Annotated in this window: 15 protein-coding genes; 9 read left to right on the top strand and 6 right to left on the bottom strand. The window is 72.8% G+C overall.

Annotation, left to right across the window (positions count from 1 at the left end):
- Window positions 1–30: 30 nt before the first annotated feature.
- From ACQPY0_RS57195 to ACQPY0_RS57185, 3 genes are read left to right on the top strand one after another with little or no spacing between them, the layout of a single operon-like run.
- Window positions 31–675: a hypothetical protein gene (locus tag ACQPY0_RS57195; RefSeq protein ID WP_432981771.1), complete on the top strand. Its 645-nt coding sequence runs from the start codon at window positions 31–33 to the stop codon at window positions 673–675.
- Window positions 675–1,601, top strand: a complete 927-nt coding sequence (locus tag ACQPY0_RS57190; RefSeq protein WP_432981768.1) for a DUF4142 domain-containing protein — start codon at window positions 675–677, stop codon at window positions 1,599–1,601. Before ACQPY0_RS57195 ends, ACQPY0_RS57190 begins: the two co-directional genes overlap by 1 nt.
- An 8-nt stretch (window positions 1,602–1,609) precedes the next feature.
- Window positions 1,610–2,875 (top strand): DUF1996 domain-containing protein, encoded by a 1,266-nt coding sequence (locus ACQPY0_RS57185; RefSeq protein ID WP_432981765.1) that lies wholly within the window; start codon window positions 1,610–1,612, stop codon window positions 2,873–2,875.
- A 100-nt stretch (window positions 2,876–2,975) separates the two neighbouring features.
- Here the strand turns inward: ACQPY0_RS57185 and ACQPY0_RS57180 are convergent, their stop codons facing one another.
- A complete protein-coding gene (locus tag ACQPY0_RS57180; RefSeq protein ID WP_432981762.1) occupies window positions 2,976–3,860 on the bottom strand; it encodes a hypothetical protein in 885 nt (294 codons plus the stop codon).
- A 224-nt stretch (window positions 3,861–4,084) separates the two neighbouring features.
- Here ACQPY0_RS57180 and ACQPY0_RS57175 point away from each other — a divergent pair, with 224 nt between their 5' ends.
- Window positions 4,085–4,609, top strand: a complete 525-nt coding sequence (locus tag ACQPY0_RS57175) for a hypothetical protein (protein WP_432981759.1) — start codon at window positions 4,085–4,087, stop codon at window positions 4,607–4,609.
- A 6-nt stretch (window positions 4,610–4,615) separates the two neighbouring features.
- Here the strand turns inward: ACQPY0_RS57175 and ACQPY0_RS57170 are convergent, their stop codons facing one another.
- Both ACQPY0_RS57170 and ACQPY0_RS57165 read right to left on the bottom strand, forming a co-directional pair.
- The gene (locus ACQPY0_RS57170) at window positions 4,616–5,827 is read right to left on the bottom strand and encodes an RNA polymerase sigma factor (RefSeq protein WP_432981756.1); all 1,212 of its coding nucleotides are present in this window, start codon (window positions 5,825–5,827) and stop codon (window positions 4,616–4,618) included.
- Entirely contained in the window at window positions 5,824–7,035 is a 1,212-nt protein-coding gene (locus tag ACQPY0_RS57165) for an MFS transporter (RefSeq protein ID WP_432981753.1), read from the bottom strand. The genes ACQPY0_RS57170 and ACQPY0_RS57165 overlap by 4 nt, the downstream gene beginning before the upstream one ends.
- Window positions 7,036–7,101: 66 nt before the next feature.
- Between ACQPY0_RS57165 and ACQPY0_RS57160 the strand changes: the two genes are divergently transcribed.
- The 4 genes from ACQPY0_RS57160 to ACQPY0_RS57145 all read left to right on the top strand — a co-directional run bounded on the left by ACQPY0_RS57160 (window position 7,102) and on the right by ACQPY0_RS57145 (window position 12,109).
- Window positions 7,102–8,076: a DUF5937 family protein gene (locus tag ACQPY0_RS57160; protein ID WP_432981750.1), complete on the top strand. Its 975-nt coding sequence runs from the start codon at window positions 7,102–7,104 to the stop codon at window positions 8,074–8,076.
- Window positions 8,077–8,161: 85 nt separating this feature from the next.
- Window positions 8,162–8,572 (top strand): VOC family protein, encoded by a 411-nt coding sequence (locus tag ACQPY0_RS57155; RefSeq protein WP_432981747.1) that lies wholly within the window; start codon window positions 8,162–8,164, stop codon window positions 8,570–8,572.
- Between the two features lie 18 nt (window positions 8,573–8,590).
- Window positions 8,591–9,862: an adenosylmethionine--8-amino-7-oxononanoate transaminase gene (locus tag ACQPY0_RS57150; protein WP_432981744.1), complete on the top strand. Its 1,272-nt coding sequence runs from the start codon at window positions 8,591–8,593 to the stop codon at window positions 9,860–9,862.
- A 219-nt stretch (window positions 9,863–10,081) separates the two neighbouring features.
- A complete protein-coding gene (locus ACQPY0_RS57145) occupies window positions 10,082–12,109 on the top strand; it encodes a glycosyl hydrolase family 28-related protein (protein WP_432981741.1) in 2,028 nt (675 codons plus the stop codon).
- Window positions 12,110–12,163: 54 nt separating this feature from the next.
- Here ACQPY0_RS57145 and ggt read toward each other — a convergent pair whose 3' ends face one another.
- A complete protein-coding gene (gene ggt / locus ACQPY0_RS57140; protein ID WP_432981738.1) occupies window positions 12,164–13,942 on the bottom strand; it encodes a gamma-glutamyltransferase in 1,779 nt (592 codons plus the stop codon).
- A 42-nt stretch (window positions 13,943–13,984) separates the two neighbouring features.
- A complete protein-coding gene (locus ACQPY0_RS57135; protein ID WP_432981735.1) occupies window positions 13,985–14,989 on the bottom strand; it encodes a GlxA family transcriptional regulator in 1,005 nt (334 codons plus the stop codon).
- A 1-nt stretch (window position 14,990) separates the two neighbouring features.
- Between ACQPY0_RS57135 and ACQPY0_RS57130 the strand changes: the two genes are divergently transcribed.
- On the top strand, window positions 14,991–16,319 hold the full coding sequence (locus ACQPY0_RS57130; RefSeq protein WP_432995852.1) for an MFS transporter: 1,329 nt from the start codon (window positions 14,991–14,993) through the stop codon (window positions 16,317–16,319).
- Window positions 16,320–16,417: 98 nt separating this feature from the next.
- On the opposite strand, the gene ACQPY0_RS57125 is transcribed toward ACQPY0_RS57130, so the two are convergent.
- The gene (locus ACQPY0_RS57125) at window positions 16,418–19,108 is read right to left on the bottom strand and encodes a hypothetical protein (RefSeq protein ID WP_432981732.1); all 2,691 of its coding nucleotides are present in this window, start codon (window positions 19,106–19,108) and stop codon (window positions 16,418–16,420) included.
- Between the last annotated feature and the right edge of the window lie 36 nt (window positions 19,109–19,144).

Below are 19,144 nucleotides of genomic sequence, written 5' to 3'. Positions count from 1 at the left end.
ACGCCAAGCGATCGGACCGAGGAGGACGCAGTGGCAGCAACGAGGCTCACCGCCACCGTGGCGGGTTGCGCCGCGGCGGCGACCGCGCTGGCCGCCCTGACCGCGTGCGCGCCCCAGGGCGGCGCCGACGCCGCCGACTACGACGCGGCGCAGCAACAGATACCCGCGTTGGCCGACGTCGTCGGCGAGAGCGGCGCGCCCGCGTCCACCGCACCCGCGGCGCCGCTGACCACGTCGCTCAAGGCGGCGACGATTCCCAAGATGGGCAAGGTCGTCCTCGACCAGGACGGCTTCGTGCTGTATCGATTCGACAAGGACACGGCCAAGCCGCCGAAGTCCAACTGCGTGGACAAGTGCGCCCAGGTCTGGCCGCCGGCGCTGACCGACGGCAACCCCGACCTCACCGACGTCGACCCGGCGGTCGTCGGAACCGTCACCCGCGCCGACGGCACGCGCCAGATCACGCTCGCGGGCTGGCCCGTGTACCGCTACATCGGCGACCCGAAGCCGGGCGCCTGGAAGGGCCAGAACGTCGGCGGCGTCTGGTTCGTCGTCGCCCCCGACGGCAAGAAGAACCTCACCTGCCTGCCCACGCCCGCGCCGACCGCGGTGGAGCCCCCCGGCGCCTCCGCGCAGCCGACCGCGACGAGCGACGGCGGATCAGGCGGTTACTGATGTTCTCCGTCGAGCCCGACGGCGCCGGCCGCCGCCCGTGGCCGCGCCGCCGCATGTGGCCCTGGTGGCTGCTCATCGCCGGGGCGGTGGGTGTGATTCTGGCCGTGCCGCAGTGGCGGACCGCCCTCACCGGCGGCCAGGCGGGTGGCTCGGCGAATGCGGCGCAGACCATGCCGGCGACGGGGTACGCCCCCGGCGCCGGCGCCGGGTCGGCCGGATACCAGCAGAATCCGGTCCAGGTCGCCGTGACCGGGCCGCAGCCGACCGGCACTGCGTTACCGGCGGGCTGGACGATGACCAGCGCCGGCCCGCTCGGCCCGGTCGACCGCGAGTTCCTCACCAAGGTGCGCCAGGCGGGGCTCTGGGAGGGCCCCGCCGGCACGATGGCTCAGACGCGCGCGGCCAGTGAGCGGGTCAAGGAGGTCGGCCGCCAGCTCGCGACCGACCACGCCGGCCTCGACCAGCAGGTGCGGCAGGTCTCGGCGCAGCTCAGGGTGCCGCTGCCGGACAAGCCGAGCGACGAGCAGCAGGGCTGGCTCAACGAGCTCAACGGCCAGACCGGCGAGCAGTTCGACAGCACCTTCGCCAACCGTCTGCGCGCCGCGCACGGCAAGGTCTTCGCGCTGGTCTCATCCATCCGCTCCGGCACCCGTAACGAACTCGTGCGCAACTTCGCACAGACCGCCGTGAACGTCGTGATGAAGCACATGACGCTGCTGGAGAGCATCGGCAACGTCGACTTCGGGGCTCTGCCCGAACCGGGTGTGGCCGCCGCTCCCCCCGGCGCCACGAACAAAGCCCCAGCCGGGGTTTCGCAACCCGACGCCGTCTGGGCGGTGGCGGGCCTGGCCCTGGCCATAGGTGCCTTCGCCGCCTACCGCATCTTTCGCGGCACGCGTGGCGCCCGGCGCCGTCCCGCTTTCTGAGGAAGGACGTGAGCAGGTTGGAACAGCAACGACCCGGACGCCGCCGGGTGCGGTGGTGGACCGCCGCCGGTGCGGGCATCGTCGTCATCGGCGCGATGCTGTCCGTCTCCTACTACGCCTCGGCCGAGGAGGGCCCGGACGCGCTCGCCGAAGCCGCGCGCTGGCCCAACGACCAGGGTCCGGCCCCGGAGTGCGCCGGCACCCCCGCGAAGCGCCAGAACAACAACGGCAACGCCAACAACAGCAACGGCAACAACGGGAAGCCGACCGGAAGGCCCACGGCGTCGGCGAAGTCCACAGTGGACCCCAATACCTCGGCGCCGTCGAGCGCGAGCCCGACCTCGGCGGCGCCGAGTCCAACCTCGACCAAGGTGCCGGACAAGTGCCACGCCGACATGGGCGGCCCGGTCGGCGGCGACTTCGTCGACATCCGCCAGGTCCAGCCGGCCCGCGGCAACGGCAACCGCAACGGCCGCAACGCCGCCACCGGCACGTTCGTGTCGCAGTGCGGCACCAACAAGGAGGGCCACCACAACTCCGACAACTTCATCGTGGCCCCGGGCGTGACCAACGGCGCCCACCATGTGCACGACTACGTCGGCAACGTCTCCACGGACGGCAACTCGACGAACGAGAGCCTGGCCGCGGCCGGCACCACCTGCCGCTTCGGTGACAAGTCGGCCTACTACTGGCCGGTCCTGCGCCGCACCAACCGCCAGGGCCCGGACGCCAACCAGGACGGCGGCGGGCTGGACGGCAACCTCGGCCAGATCCTGGAGCCGACCGGGGTGCGCCTGGAGTTCTCGGGCAACAGCCAGTCGAAGGTCCGCGCGATGCCGCAGTTCATCCGGATCATCACCGGCGACGCGAAGGCGCTGACGAACGGCCCGGCCAACGCCCGCGCCAAGTGGACCTGCAGCGGGTTCACCAACCGCACCACGACGAAGTACCCCGTGTGCCCGCAGGGCAGCCAGATCCAGCGGGTCCTCGAGTTCCCGAGCTGCTGGGACGGCAAGAACATCGACAGCGCCAACCACCGCTCGCACATCGTGTTCCCGCTCGCCAGCGGCAAGTGCCCGAAGAAGACGGTGGCCGTGCCCCGGCTGACGATGACGCTGTCGTTCGACCGCCAGGCGGCGGGCCAGTTCGCCCTGGACTCGTTCCCGGAGCAGCTGCACAACCCGAACACCGACCACGGCGACTTCACCAACGTGATGTCCACGCAGCTGATGAACTACGCGGTCGCCTGCATCAACAGCGGCCGACGCTGCTGAGCCGCCGGTCATCGATGACTGGTTTGTCGCGATAGATCCGGCGCCCTGCGACCAGATTTATCGCGGCAAACCAGTATTCAGGTGCTGTTGCGGGGCTTGGTCAGGTGCGGTCGGTCAGCTCGCGGTAGGCCTTGATGATCGCGGCCGTGCGCTCGGCCAGTTCGCGGGTCTCGTCCGGCGGTGCGGCCGGGGCCGCCACGCGGCCGAGTGACTCGTCCGCTCGGCGCACTGCCTCGTCGGCGCGCCGGACCGCCTCGTGGGCCACGTGGGTCGCCGCCTCGGCCCGTACGAATGAGGCGCTGCGGGCGGCCAGGTCGGTCAGCGGCTCCAGGCGGCGGTCGATCTCGGCGGACAGCGCCCGCTGCGCGGCCTCGACGCGGGCCAGCCGCTCGTCGAGCGCGCCGCGGACGGAGGCATGGGCCGGCAGGTCGCCGAAGCGCGCCTCGCTCAGGGCGACGTGCTGCTCGGCGAGGTCGGCGTGGTCGCGCAGCAGCCCCGCGATCGTCCACAGCGACGCCGACACCTCGCGGCGCGGCGACGGGACTTGGACGAGCTCGGCGAAGTACGGCCAGGCGACCAGGATCGTGCGCGCCGCGTCGAACGCGCGCCGGAACCGGGCCACCTCGGCACGCGTGTCGAGTATCCGGTGCCGGGACGCCCACCGGGCCTCGGCCCGCGCGGCGGCGATGTTGTGACGGCGGCCGACGTACACCGTCGCGGCCGCACCGGCGGGCACCGCGACCCAGGGACTGACCAGCGCGGACGCGGCCAGGGTGGCGCCCGCCACGACGAGCATGACGCTGCCGGCGAGCAGCCGGTTGCCGTCGAGGTCGGGCGCGGTGGCGGCCCAGTCCTGATCGTGCGGGGCGGCGAGCGCGATCGCCACCACGCCGTCGTAGTCGGCCCGCTCGGCGCGGCCGCTCGGCGCCGGGTCGTCGCGAGAGACGAGACAGCGGCCGGTGTCGTCGAACACGACGTACAACACGTGTGAATCCTAAACGCGAGTTTCGCCTCAGGTCATCGACTGTTACCGTGCGCTGGACCCTCGAAGGGTCGGTTACCGGCGTGCACGGGGAGGACGCGGTGACCGACGGGATGACGCATTGCCGGGTGGCGGAGCGGAAAGGTCCGAGCCCACGCCTCCTCGACCACCTCACAGCGGCCCGCACCCGCTGCGGCGAACCGATCACCTGACAGGACCCACACGAAATGCAGCCTGGATACCCCTCCGACCCGGGGCAGCAGCCGCCCGCCTACGGCCAGCCCCAGCCCCAGCCGCCGTACGGCCAGCAGCCCTACTCGGCCCCGCCGGCCTACGGCCAGCCGCCCAACCCCGCGCCGTACCAGCAGAGCGTCCCGCCGTACCCCCAGCAGAGCGCCCCGCCGGCCTACGGTCAGCCCCCGAACTCGGCCCCGCCGGTTTACGGCCAGCCTCCGAACTCGGCCCCGCCGGCCTACGGCCAGCCGCAGCAGCCCTACGGCCAGCAGCCGCCGCCGTACGGCCAGCAGCCGCAGTACATGCAGGTACAGCCGCCGCCGGCGGCCGTGAGCGCCGGGGCCAAGACAGGCAAGCGCGACATCATCATGGGCCTGATCCTGATCGCCGTCGGTGTCGCGATCACCGTGTGCACGTACATGGCGGACATCCGGGTCTACCTGGTCGCCTGGGGCCCGATCGTCTGGGGCCTGGTCCAGGTGGTCCGCGGCATCGTCAACGTGGCCCGCGGCCGATAGCCGGACTCAGGGCACCTGGATCGCGTCGGCCTTCTGTTGCAGGTAGCGCTGCTCGGGGAGGCTCGTCGCGCGCTTGGCGGCCAGTGAGTACCACTCCCGGGCCTCGGCCGGCGAGCCGGACATCTCCAGCAGGTGCGCGCGCACCGCGGCCAGGCGGTGGTGCGAGGCCATGCGGTCGTCGGCGTCGAGGGTGGCCAGTAGCCGCAGGCCCGCCGAGGGGCCCTTGGCCATCGCGAGCGCCACGGCGTGGCTGAGGGTGGCCATCGGGTTCGGGGCGACGCGGGCCAGGAGTTGGTACAGCGCCACGATCTGCGGCCAGTCGGTTTCCCCGGCGGTGGCGGCCTCGTCGTGGACGGCGGCGATGGCGGCCTGCAGCTGGTACGGGCCCGGGGGCGCCTTCGGCAGCGTGCGCGTGATGAGCTCGGTGCCCTCGTCGATCATCGGGCGCAGCCACAGGGTGCGGTCCTGGTCGGCGAGGGGGACGATCGCGCCGTCGGGGCGGGCCCGGGCCGGGCGGCGGGCGTCGGTCAGCAGCATCAGGGCGAGCAGCCCGGCCACCTCGCCGTCGTCGGGCAGCAGGCGGTGGACCTCGCGCGTGAGGCGGATCGCCTCCGCGGTCAGGTCGCCGCGGTGCAGATCCGCGCCGGAGCTCGCGGTGTAGCCCTCGTTGAACATGAGGTACAACACCTGGAGCACGACCTCGAGGCGCTGCTCGCGCTCGTCCGGCGGCGGCGGGGCGAACCGGGCGCCGGCCGACTTAATCTTGGCCTTGGCCCGGCTGATCCGCTGGGCCATCGTCGCCTCGGGGACGAAGAACGCGCTGGCGATCTCGGCCGTCGTCAGGCCGCCCACCGCCCGCAGCGTCAGGGCCAACTGGGAGGCGGGTGACAGGGCCGGGTGACAGCACAGGAACAGCAGGGTCAGCGTGTCGTCGTGGGCCGGGGCGTCCTGCGCCGGCGGCGGCTCCAGCGTGGCGAGCGTCTGCTCCCGGCGGCGGCGCGCGTCGTCCGAGCGGAACTGGTCGGTCAGGCGCCGGACCGCGACCGTGATCAGCCAGCCGCGCGGGTTGGCGGGCACCCCCTCCGAGGGCCACTGCAGCGCCGCGGCGAGCAGGGCCTCCTGGACCGCGTCCTCGCAGGCGTCGAACTGGCCGTATCGCCGGATCAGGATGCCCAGCACCTGCGGCGCGAGCGTGCGCAGCTCCTCCTCGACCGTCACGCCTCATCTCTACACCACGACCGGCCGCCGCGGTCGCGTACGAACCCCGGGGCGGCACCCAGCGCGCACAGCAGCGTCGCCCCGCCCAGCAGGCCGACGACCAGGCCGGGGCGCAGCCCCTCGGCGAGGAGGCCGGCGAGCGCCGGCAGCAGGCCCTGCGCGGTCATGAGGCCGGTGCTGAGCAGCCCGAACGCCTGACCGCGACCGTCGGGCGGCAGCGCGTCGCGGAACTCGGCCTGCACGCCCAGGCCGAACGCGAACCCGACGCCGACCACTGTCAGGGCGGCGGCCAGCACCGGCCAGGGGACGGGCGCGACGAACGCCAGGCAGGGCAGGCCCATGAGGGCGATGAGCGGCGCGACCAGGCGTTCCCGGACCGCCGGGCTCACCCAGCGGCCGACCACCAGGTTGCCGGCGATCATGCCCATGGGAATCGCGGCCAGTAGCCAGCCGGCCACGCTCGCCGGGAGGCCGCGGGTGGCCGCGAAGGGGACCATGAGGGCCTCGGCGCCGGTGATGAACGCGGGCGGAAGCCACTGGACGAGCAGCAGGCGGCGGACCGTGCGCTCGCGCAGCAGTGCCGCGTTGCCCCGCCAGCTCGCGGCGGCCAGGCCGGTGCGCGGCCCCGGCTTCGGCGCGTGGTCGGTCAGGCCCAGCCGGGTCCAGACCGCGGCGATCACGTGGCCGAGCGCGGCGAGCAGCATCGCGCGCCGGCCGCCGAGCGCGGCGACCGCGACCCCGGCCCCGGCCATGCCGACGAGCTGGGCGAGCGAGGAGGCCATGTTGGACAGCGAGCGCCCCAGCACGTACGCGTCGCCGGTCAGCACCTCGGCGACCAGCGCGTTCTGCGCGCCCATGAACACCGGCGTGAGCAGCGCCCCGGCCGCGACGAGCAGCAGGCTCGCCCAGACCGGCAGCGGCGCGACCGCGAGCGAAATGGCGACCGCGGCCTCGGCGAGGTAGCCGAGCGCGATCAGCCGCCGCGGCCGGACGCGGTCGGAGAGCGCCCCGAGCACGCTCGCCCCGAGCAGCTGGGGGAGGAACCCGATCCCGTACGCGAGCGCGGCCAGCGCCGGTGAGTCGGTCGCGGCGTAGACCAGCAGCGAGAGCGCGACGATCCGCAGCGTGTCGGCGAGGATGCTCAGCGTGCGGGTGCCGAGGAGGACGCGGAACGTGGCGTCACGCCAGACCGCCGAGTACGTCGTCATGCGATCAGGCTCCGGCGGGTACGGCATGCGGGGTTATTGTTTCGTCCCTCGACGTAAGGTCGGAGCGTGATCCGGCTCGAGGTCGCCGCCGCCGACCTGCTGCACACGCGCTTCGCGGTGTCCCTGCTGTTCGAGCTCGGCGCGCTGCTGCGCCGCCTGGCCGGGCTGGCGCCGCTGGGCCCGTTCGCGCGGCTGCGGCCGGCGTTCGAGAGCCTGCGGGCGGAGACCGATCTCGATGCCGTGCTGGCGCTGCACACGGCGCGCTACGGCGCCGACTTCATCGGCCCGCCGCCGGCGGCGGGCATGCAGCAGACGTGGGAGGCGGACGTCGCGGCCGTGCGGGCGACGCCGCTGCCCGTCGCGCGCAGGGAGATCGCGCGGGCCCTGGCCGCGGGTCCGAAGCCCGGGGATGCGGTACTGCGGGTGCTGGAGTCCGGCGACGTCGTCGACCGCCTCGCCGACGCGCTGGCCGCGGCGTGGCCGGCGCTGCTCGCCCCGGACTGGCCACAGCTGCGCGCGATCTGCGAGAGCGACGTCGTGCACCGGGCCGGCCGCCTGGGCGAGGGTGGCTGGGCGGCGGCGTTCGCGGGCCTGCACGGCCGCGTGCGCTGGCGCCGCGACGCCATCGAGCTGACCAAGGAGCACGACGGGGGCGTCCAGGCGGTGCCGTCCGACGGGGCGGGGCTGCTGCTGATCCCGTCCGCGCTGGTCTGGCCCGGCGTGAGCGTGTTCACCGATCCGCCGTGGCGGCGGGCGCTGGTGTACCCCGCCCGCGGGATCTCGGCGCTGTGGGAGGCGGAGCCGGCCGCCGGCGGGGCGCTGGGCGAGCTGGTCGGGCGGTCCCGGGCCCGGCTGCTGCTCGCGCTCGAAGAGCCCGCGAGCACCACCCACCTGGCGGCGCGGCTGGGGTTGGCGGTCGGGGCCGTCGGCGACCACCTGGCGGTGCTGCGCCGCTGCGGCCTGGTGCGCTCGGCGCGGGCCGGGCGCTCGGTGCTGTACCGCCGCACCGCGCTCGGGGACGCGCTGGTGGCGCAGGCGTGAACGTCGGACGCTTTGGCATCGCGCGCGCCGGTGCGGAACTAGTCTCGGGTTGATCGCGCACGTCACACGACCAAAGGAGTTTGTTGTGGCCACGAGACTCAACCCGTACATCAACTTCCGCGGCAACGCGCGGCAGGCGATGGAGTTCTACCAGAGCGTCTTCGGCGGCGAGCTGCGCATGAACACGTTCGGCGAGTACGGCTCCGACGAATCGGTCGTGGCCGACCAGATCATGCACGCGCAGCTGGAGACGCCCGCCGGATACACCCTCATGGCGTCGGACACGCCGGCCAACATGCCGCTCAACCCCGGTGATCACATCACGATCAGCCTCAGCGGGGACGACGCCGAGCAGCTGCGCGGTTACTGGGGGAAGCTGTCGGCCGGCGGCAAGGTCTCCATGCCGCTGGAGAAGCAGATGTGGGGCGACGAGTTCGGCTCCTGCACCGACCAGTTCGGCATCCAGTGGATGGTGAACATCGCCCAGCCGAGCTGACCACATATCGTCGGGGGCATGCCCGTCGACGACGAACTCACCGCGCTGGACCGCGAGCACGTCTGGCACCCGTATGCGCCGATGCCGGCGACCCAGGCCCCGCTGCTGGTCTCGTCGGCGTCGGGGGTGCGGCTGCGCCTGTCCGACGGCCGGGAGCTCGTCGACGGGATGTCCTCGTGGTGGGCGGCGATCCATGGCTACGCCCACCCGGTCCTCGACGAGGCGGTGCGCGAGCAGCTGGGGCGGATGAGCCACGTCATGTTCGGCGGACTGACCCACGAGCCGGCGATCCGGCTGGCCAAGACGCTCGTCGACATCACGCCCGGCCCGCTTCGGCACGTGTTCCTGTGCGACTCCGGCTCCGTGGCCGTCGAGGTCGCGGTCAAGATGTGCCTGCAGTACCACCGCTCGCTCGGCCGCACCGGGAAGACCAGGATGCTCACCTGGCGCGGCGGCTACCACGGCGACACCTTCCACCCCATGTCGGTGACGGATCCCGACGGGGGCATGCACAGCCTGTGGCGCGGGGTGCTGCCCGAGCAGGTCTTCGTGCCGGAGCCGCCGGTGGAGTACGACCCCCGATACGTGGAGCGGATCGACGCGACGCTGCGCGAGCGCCGGGACGAGATCGCCGGCATCATCGTCGAGCCGGTCGTGCAGGGCGCCGGGGGGATGCGCTTCCACAGCCCGCAGTACCTCACCGCGCTGCGCGAGCTCGCCGACGAGCACGACGTCCTGCTCGTCTTCGACGAGATCGCCACCGGCTTCGGCCGCACCGGAGTGCTGTTCGCGGCCGACCACGCCGGGGTCGCGCCCGACGTGATGTGCCTCGGCAAGGCGATGACCGGCGGATACCTCTCCATGGGCGCCACCCTCTGTGTCCCGCGCGTCGCGCAGGGCATCAGCCGCGGCGAGACCCCCGTGCTGGCCCACGGCCCGACGTTCATGGGCAACCCGCTCGCCTCGGCGGTGGCGAACGCCTCGATCTCCCTGCTGCTGTCCGGCGACTGGGCCGGCGCGGTGAAGCGTGTCGAGGAGGGCCTGCGCGCGGGTCTCGCGCCGGCGAGCGAGGTCCCGGGCGTGCGTGACGTGCGCGTGCTCGGCGCGATCGGGGTCGTGCAGCTCGACCACGACGTCGACATGGCCGCCGCCACGCGCGCGGCCGTCGAGCACGGCGTCTGGCTGCGCCCGTTCCGCGACCTGATCTACACCATGCCGCCGTACGTCACCGAGGACGCCGACCTCGAGCGCATCTGCGCCGCCGTGACGGCCGCGGCCCGGGTCGCGTAGTCCGTCCATTTCGGACATCACACTGCAATCCCACGGGCTTGCCCGTGCAAGAAGGCTGCAGCGTTACGCAATTATGTCGCGAAACCTTGTGCAAGGGGGTGCGGTCGCCCTACTGTCACCTCACCTCACGGCTGTCGCTCCCACACCCCGCCTCGAGCGTCTACGCCCGCCATCGATGCACCGGGTGCGCCCGCCTACCCGAGAGAAACGAGTCAATCGATGTCACGGAGCACCACAGGAGCACCACCGCGGTGGTCCGCGGTGGCGACCGCGGCCGTCGTCGGCCTCGGGCTCATCGTCACCGGTGGCACCACCGCCTTTGCCGCGTCCGCGGCGCCGGCCGTCACGCGGGCCGGCCTGGACCCCGCGCTCGTGGCGGGCCGGGGCGCGAACGTCGGCTTCGCCGAGCAGGAGGGGGAGCAGGCCGCGACCAACGGGGTGGTCATCGGCCCGGACCGCACGGCGTACACGCTGCCCGCGGAGGCATCCGGCCGCTCGGCGGTCAAGCTCGCGCCCGGGCAGTACGTCGAGTTCACCCTGCCGAGCTCGGCGAACGCGATCAATGTGCGGTACAGCATTCCGGACGCCCCGAACGGCGGGGGCATCACGGCGCCGCTCGACGTGACGGTCAACGGCAAGTCCAGGCAGACGATGACGCTGACCTCGCAGTACTCCTGGCTGTACAACCAGTACCCGTTCACCAACGACCCCAACGCGGACCTGCTGCACTCCGACTGGTGGATCACCGAGTGCGGCTGCGTGCCGGCCGCCACCACCCCGGCGCCGCAGATCACCAAGCCGTTCCGCCCGTTCCACTTCTACGACGAGCAGCGCCTGCTGCTGGGCAAGACCTACAAGGCGGGCGACAAGGTCCGGCTCACGGCCCCGGCGAGCAGCAAGGCCGCCTGGACCGCGATCGACCTGCTCGACTCCCAGCTCGTCGCGGCCCCGAAGATCAACCCGATCGCGTCCAACGTGCTGTTCTTCGGCGCCGACCCGACCGGCAAGCGCGACTCCGCGGACGCGTTCGACATGGCGATCGCCTTCGCCAGGTGGACGCACCTCAAGGTGTACGTACCGCCGGGCACGTACCAGGTCAACCGCCACATCGTCGTCGACAACGTGACGATCGAGGGCGCCGGGTCGTGGTACACGATCATCAAGGGCCACGAGGTCGCCCTGAGCGAGCCCCTGCCCGACAAGTCGATCCACACCGGGGTCGGCTTCTACGGCAAGTACGCGCAGGACGGCGGCAGCCGCAACGTGCACCTGTCCGGCTTCTCGATCGTCGGTGACGTGCGCGAGCGCATCGACACCGACCAGGTCAACGGCATCGGCGGGGCCATGTCGGACTCGACCATCGACGGGCTGTACATCCAGCACACGAAGGTCGGCCTGTGGTTCGACGGCCCGATGAACAACACCAGGGTCACCAACACCACGGTCGTCGACCAGATCGCCGACGGCCTGAACTTCCACACCGGCGTGACCAACTCGTCCGTGTCGAACAGCTTCTTCCGCAACACCGGCGACGACGCGCTGGCCATGTGGGCGGAGACGACCACGAACGCGAACAACACGTTCGACCACAACACCGTGCAGACCCCGACGCTGGCCAACGGCATCGCGATCTACGGCGGCAAGGACATCACGGTGTCGAACAACCTGGTCGCCGACCCGATCCGCGAGGGCAGCGCCCTGCACCTGGGCACCCGCTTCGGCGCCCAGCCCTTCGCCGGCACGATCAACGTCGCCGGCAACACGACGGTCCGGTCGGGCACGTACGAGCTCAACTGGAACATCGGGCTCGGCGCGATCTGGCTGTACGCCCTGGAGCGCGACATCGACGCGAACATCCAGGTCGTCGGCGACAACTTCCTCGACAACACCTACAACGCGATCATGCTGGTCATCGACTTCCCGGTGAAGGACCAGTACTCGATCACCAACGTCCACTTCAAGAACATCAAGGTCGACGGCACCGGCACCTCGGTCGTCAGCGCCCGCGTGGCCGGCTCCGCCACCTTCGAGAACGTCGACGCCCGCAACGTGGGCGCGGTCGGCGTGAACAACTGCGGCTCGTTCCACTTCACCCCGGCCGGCTCGGAGTTCTCCCTGACCGACCTGGGCGGCAACGACGGCGGCGGCACGACCGGCCCGTGGCTGGCCCCGTGGGAGCTGCCGAACACCATCACCTGCGACGACCGCCCGCCGGTCGTGGCTCCCCCGGCTCCTCAGCCGTGGTGATGGAGACGCCCCCGCCGGTTTCCCGGCGGGGGCGTCTTCTTGTGCATGGGCGGTTCAGCGCACGGTGCCGGCCGAGCCGGTGCCGCGGCGGACCGGTTCGGCGCAGGCCAGCAGCTTGCCGTGCGGGAGGAACTCGATCGCCGTGGCGGCGCCGATCTCGGCCATCGGCGTGTACGAGTGGCCCAGCGCCGTCAGCGCCCTGCCCTCGGCCGAGTCGATGAAGGCGGGCTCCGCCGTGATCGCGGCCGTGTTGCGCTGCGACGCGCGCGGGGCCGCGACCGCCTGCGGCAGGGTCATGCCCAGGTCCAGGCGGTTGACCAGGATCTGCAGGACCGTCGTGATGATGGTCGAGCCGCCGGGGGAGCCCAGGGCCAGCACCGGTTTGCCGTGCTGCAGGACGATCGTCGGGGCCATCGAGCTGCGCGGGCGCTTGCCCGGGCCCGGGAGGTTCGGGTCGGCGGCGGTGCCCTGGGTGGGCGTGAAGTTGAAGTCGGTCAGCTCGTTGTTGAGCAGGAAGCCGCGGCCCGGCACCACGATCGCGTTGCCGCCGATCTGCTCGATCGTGAGCGTGTACTCGACCACGTTGCCCCACTTGTCGGCGACCGTCAGGTTGGTCGTCGACAGGCCCTTGTCCGGCGTCGCGCCGCCCGAGGTCGTGGCGCAGTGACGATCGTACCGGCCGTCCGGCGCGCCCGGGGCGACCGGCTTGGCGAGGGCCTTCGCGGGGTCGATCCGGCAGGCGCGCTCGCCCGCGAAGCCGTCGCTCAGCAGGGCGTCGAGCAGCGGGCGCGGCGTGTAGTCGCCGACGTATCGGTTGCGATCGGCGAAGGCGAGGGCGCTCGCCTCGAGGTACCGATGCAGGGCCTGGGTCTTGCCGAGCTTCGACAGGTCGGACTTCTCGAGGATGTTGAGCGCCTCGCCGACCGTGGAGCCGCCCGACGACGGGGTGGCCATCCCGTAGACGTCGTAGCCGCGGTAGGAAACCTTCGTCGGGGCGGGGCGGCGGACGTCGTAGGCGCGCAGGTCGGAAAGTGTCATACCGCCGGGGCGGATCTGGTACTGCCATGACTGCGCCGGGCTCGCCGCCACCGGCGGGTGCTGCACGGTCGAGACGATGTCCCGGCCGATCTCGCCGCTGTAGAAGGCGCCGGTGCCGCGGCGGGCGATGAGGTCGTACGTCGCGGCGAGGTCCGGGTTGCGCAGCGTGCTGCCGACCGCCGGTGGGGCGCCCCCGGGCAGGAACAGCCTCGCGGTCGGGTCGAACTGGGCGAACGCGGCCGCGTTGTCGCTGACCTGCTGGGCGAAGGTCGCGTCGACCGGGAAGCCGTCGCGGGCGACCTGGGCGGCCGGGCGCAGCGCCGCGGCGAGCGGGCGGGTGCCCCAGCGCCGGGCCGCCTCGTCCCACGTGGCCAGGGAGCCGGGCACGCCGGCGGAGAGCCCGCTGACCCGCGCCTCCTGGAACGCCATCGCCTGCCCGGTCGCCGGGTCGACGAAGGCCTGCTCGCCCATCGAGCGCGGCGCGGTCTCCCGGCCGTCGAGGGTCGACACGCGTCCGGTGCGGGCGTCGTAGTACACGAAGAATCCGCCGCCGCCGATGCCCGACGAGAACGGCTCGGTCACGCCCAGCGTGGCAGCCACGGCGAGCGCGGCGTCGACGGCGTTGCCGCCCTCGCGCAGGACCTTGAGGCCGGCGGCGGTGGCGGTCGGGTCGACGGACGCGACCGCGCCGCCGTAGCCGGTCGCGGTGGGTCCGGTGGCCGTCGCGGCCGCCGCCGCGGGGGCGGCCGGGGCGAGCAGCAGCGCAACCAGGGCCAGGGGGATGAGCCTTCGCACGGGTACCTCCCATAGGGATCGACGGCGATCGCTTATCCCTGCCTACCCGCCGGCGCGCTCCGGCACAACCCGGAACGTGCGGCGGTACGCACTCGGGGCGACCCCGATCGTGCTCTGCAGGTGCTGGCGCAGCCCCGCGGCCGTGCCCAGGCCGCAGCGGCGCGCGACCACCTCGACCGGCAGGTCGGTGCTCTCCAGCAGGGCGCGGGCGTGGTCGACGCGCTGCTGCAGCAGCCAGCGCGCCGGGCTCACCCCGGTCTCCTCCCGGAAGCGGCGGGTGAACGTGCGCACGCTCATCGTCGCGTGCGCGGCCATGTCCTGCAGCGACAGCGGCGCATCCAGCCGCTCGGCCGCCCAGGCGCGGGTCGCGGCCAGGGTGGCGTCGCTCGGGCGGGGCAGGGGTCGCTCGATGTACTGCGCCTGCCCGCCGTCCCGCCACGGCGGCACCACGCTGCGCCGGGCCGCCCGGTTGGCGACCTCGCTGCCGAAGTCGGTGCGCACGACGTGCAGGCACAGGTCGATGCCGGCACCGACGCCGGCGCTGGTGAGCACGTCGCCGTCGTCGACGAACAGCACGTCGGCGTCGAGCTTCACCTGCGGGAAGAACTCCCGGAACTTCTCCGCCCACCACCAGTGCGTGGTCGCGGGCCGCTCGTCGAGCAGCCCGGCCGCCGCGAGCACGAACGCGCCCGTGCAGATCGACATGATCCGGGCGCCGCGGGCGTGCGCGGCCCGCAGCGCGTCCGCGATGACGGGATCAACAGTGCCCCGTTCGACCGGGTCGCCCGCGTGGATGCCGGACACGACGACCGTGCCGGCCCGCTCGGTCAGGTCCAGGCCGTGGTCGGGGGTCACCCGATAACCGGCCGCCGTCGTCACTGGCCGGCCGCCCGGGGTGCAGACCAGGGTTTTGTACTTCCTGTGCCCCGTCTCGTCCCGGGCGGTCCCGAAGATCTGCGTCGGCGTGCCCAGGTCGAACGGCACCACCCCGTCCAGGGCCACGACCGCCACCAGGTGTTGCTCACTCATGGCCCAATTCTTGCGCATGATGGCTGTCGGGCCACTCGTCCCGCGGTACCGAATCCGATGCAATGTTCTTGTGAAACGACTCCACCCGGCCTGGCTGGTCGCCGCCGTCGCGTTCGTCGCCCTGGTCGGTGCCGCGGGCTTCCGCGCGACGCCGGGCGTGCTGATCCACCCGCTGCACGACGAGTTCGGCTGGTCGCTGGGCACGATCTCGCTGGCCGTGTCGATCAACCTGCTCCTGTTCGGCCTGACGGCGCCCTTCGCCGCCGCGCTGATGGAGCGCTTCGGCATCCGGCGCGTCGTCGCGTACGCGCTGCTGCTGGTCTCGGCCGGCAGCGGCCTCACCGTCTTCATGCGGCACAGCTGGGAGCTCATCGCACTGTGGGGCGTGCTGGTCGGCCTCGGCACCGGCTCCATGGCGCTGGCGTTCGTCGCCACGGTGACCGGCCGGTGGTTCGTCAAGCGCCGCGGCCTGGTCACCGGCGTCCTCACCGCCGGCGGCGCCGCCGGCCAGCTCGTCTTCCTGCCGGTGCTCGCCCTGCTCGCCGAGGACCACGGCTGGCGCTCGGCCGCCCTCACCGTCGCGGGTGCGGCCCTCGCCGTGGTGCCGCTCGTCCTCTGGCGCCTGCGCGACCACCCCGCCGAGCTGGGCGTCACCGCGTACGGTGCGACCGGCGGCGCGGCCCCGCCCCCGCCCCCGGCCACCGGTGCCGCCCGCCGCGCCCTCGGCGCCCTGCGCACCGCGTCGAAGACCCCGGCCTTCTGGCTCCTCGCCGGCGGCTTCGCCATCTGCGGTGCGACCACGAACGGCCTGATCGGCACCCACTTCATTCCCGCCGCCCACGACCACGGCATGGCCGAGCCGACCGCGGCGTCGCTGCTCGCGCTCATCGGCCTCTTCGACATCGCGGGGACCATCGCCTCGGGCTGGCTGACCGACCGCATGGACAGCCGGGTCCTCCTCGGTTGGTACTACGCCCTGCGCGGCCTGTCCCTGCTGGTCCTGCCGGCCCTCTTCGCCGCGACCGTTCGCCCCAGCATGCTGGTGTTCATCCTGTTCTACGGCCTGGACTGGGTCGCCACCGTGCCGCCGACCGTCGCTCTGTGCCGCGAGTACTTCGGCTCGTCCGGCGCCGTGGTCTTCGGCTGGGTGTTCGCGTCCCACCAGTTCGGCGCGGCGATCGCGGCGACGGCGACCGGCCTGCTGCGGGATCGTCTGGGCAACTACGACCTGGCCTGGTACATCGCGGGTGGCCTGTCGATCTCGGCCGCGGCTCTTTCCCTGCTGCTGTTCAAGACCCGTCAGGCGAGGCCGGCCGTCGCGCAGCCGGTCGCCGCGGTGGCCGCCTGATCTTCGGTAATGCAGAGCGGCCGGCTCCCCCGTTCGGGAACCGGCCGCCCTGTGCGATATGTCGCCTATTTCGTATTATTTCGCCTCGCGCGGCTCCTTCAGGCGCGGCGGCGCCGGCGGGTGCCGAAGAGCAGCGCCCCGCCGCCGAAGACCGTCGCCAGGCCCAGCTGCAGCATCGCCGCGATCGGGGCGCCGGTCACCGCGAGCCCCGGGCTGCCACCGCTGCTGCTGTTGGCCTGCACCGTGATCGCCATCTTCAGGCTGTGCGGCAGCCCGTTCGGCCCGATCCCGGTCGCGACCAGGGAGTGCTGGCCGACGACGAGGTCCGGCGGCACGTGCACCGGCTTGCTGAAGTTCCCCTGCCCGTCGGTGACGACCGTGCCGAGCTCGATCGGGGTGGAGTAGACGACGATGGTCGCGGTCGAGTACGCCATGAAGCCCGTCCCGATCACCACGATGTCCTGCCCCGGCTCCGCCGTGGAGATCTGCCCCTGATCGGTGGTCAGCGTCAGGTCCGTGTCCGGCGGCGTCGCCGGGATCGCCGGCGCGGTCGGCGTGACCTGGTTGGACGGCCCGGCCGCCGCGGAGTCCCCGAGCGGGTTGTTGGTGACGACCGTGATCGTGTACGTCGTGCCGGCCGTCCCGCCCATCACGCACGACGTCAGCGCGGCGCCGGCCGTCGTGCACGTCGCCGGTCCGGGGCTCGCGATCGCCGTGTACCCCGTGACCCCCGTGACGTCACCGGGCGCCTGCCAGCTCACGCTGATCGACGACACGCCCGCGGTCGCCACGACGGAGCCCGGCGGCGGGGTCGGAGCGCTGACCGTGAACGTGTGCGAGACCTGCGTGGCCGCGTCCCAGGTGGTGTCGCCGGCCTGGTCGGCCGTGACGGTGCACGACCCCGGGTCGACCAGCGTCGCCGTGCTCCCCGAGACGGTGCACACGGCCGGCGTCGTGCTCGCGAACGTCACCGGCAGCCCCGAACTCGCGGTCGCCAGCAGCGGCACCGTGTGCTTCGACACCGACCAGTCGGCCGGCGCGGTGAAGTCGATCGTCTGCGGCTTGGCCGACACGTGCAGCGACGGCATACACTCACCCTCGGCCCGCCCGCGCTCGGCGCATCCGCCGGTCATCCGCGCCTGCACGCCGACCGGGTTCACGATCAGCGTGTTGTCGAAGTCGTAGTTCCCGGCGACCGAGCTGGTCATCGGCACCGTCAGCGCACAGTCCGCCGGATACCCGGTCAGCGAGGCGCTGGCCAGCGTGAGATACGCCGCCCCGGCCGCGGCCGTCAGCGTGCCTCCGCACTCGTTGGTCGGCGTCCCGCTGCCGACGGTGACCCCGGTCGGCAGGTTGAGCCGGAACCCGAGCCCGCTCGACACCGCCGCCGCGTTCGCGTCCGTGCGCGACAGCCGCACCGTGAGCGTGCTGGTCTCCATCACCGCGATCTGCCACGGCGAGATGTCCACCCCGACGCCCGGCTTCGCGGTGGTCACCGTCAGCGTCTGCGGCGACTGGTTGACCTCCATCCCGGTGACGTTCGTAAACTGCGCCGCAGCCATCTGGTACTCCCCAGAGGCCTCCGCCATCACCGGGAACGAGATCTGGCAGCTGTCCACCCCCTCGTCGAGCCGCGCGCCGGCCACGGTCAACGTCCCACTCCCGACACTGGCGATGATGCCGGTCGCGTCGCACGTCGACACTTCGCTGCCCTGAGCCCGGTAAAGCGTCCCGGGCAGCGTGATCGTGTACCCGAGCCCGGTCGCCGGCAGACAGCTCACCGCACGGCTGATAGTGACGACAAGCGACGTCGTCTCGTGATCCTCGACCGTGGCATCCGCCCAAGCGGCGCCGACCGCGAGGTCGGTACTCTCCGCACAAGCGGTCATCTGACCAACACGCGGCTGCACCCCTCGATCAGGCGCCTCAACGTTGCCACCGGCCGCCGCAACACCGACCGCAACACCCGCGACCACCGCCGAGCCGACAGTGCTCTTCCCGGCATCACGACCGACCTTCGCAGCACCGTTCCCGCCGGCGACGACATCCTTGCCACCCGCCCGGCTCCGGCCCGATCCCTGACCGCGATCCCCCTGCCCGACCCGGTCCCGGCCCGTGCTCTGGCCCCGGTCCGTGCTCTGCTCCCGGTCCGCGCTCTGCTCCCGGTCCGCGCTCTGCTCCCGGTCCGCGCTCTGGTCGAGTCCGGCGCCCTGGTTCCGGTCCCTGTTCTGGCCGTGGTCCGTGCCCCGGTCCCCGCCTGTGCTTTGGTCCCGGTCCGTGTTCCGGTTGCGCCCCGTGCCCTGATCGCGGTCGCTGGCCTGGTCGTTCCGCGTGCCCTTGCCGCCGCCACGCTGCTGACCGGTGGCCTGCACCTGGTCGCCGTGATCGCGGCGGCCGAGCGCGTCCGCCTGCCCTTGCCCGCTCTCCTTCCCGACCGAACCTCCCGTGCCCGTCTCGCCGGCGGCGCCGGCCGAGCCGGCCTTGCCCGTGGCGTCGGCCGAACCTCCCGTGCCTGTCTTGCCGACGGCGTAGGCCGAACGTCTCGTGCCCGTCTTGCCGGCGGCGCCGACCGAACCTCCCGCGTCTGTCTTGCCGGCGGCGCCAGCCGAGCCGACAGCGCCGGTCGTGCCAGGCCGGGCGGTGTGGCCAGTCTGGGCATGCCGGTCGTCCTGGCCCGCGCCCGCCGCGGCTGCGAAGCTGCTCTGTGGCACGGCCAGCGCACCGCACGTGGCGAGCACCGCCACGGCGGCCCAGCGCGTCGGCCGGGCCCCTTTCCACCGAATTCTCATTGGTTCCCCCCGTCCGGGGTGCACCCGCCGTCCTGA

Source organism: Dactylosporangium sp. CA-233914 (assembly GCF_050942935.1).
Lineage (GTDB): Bacteria > Actinomycetota > Actinomycetes > Mycobacteriales > Micromonosporaceae > Dactylosporangium.
Note: the sequence above shows the minus strand (reverse complement) of the source record. Positions and strands in the feature narration are given on the sequence as shown.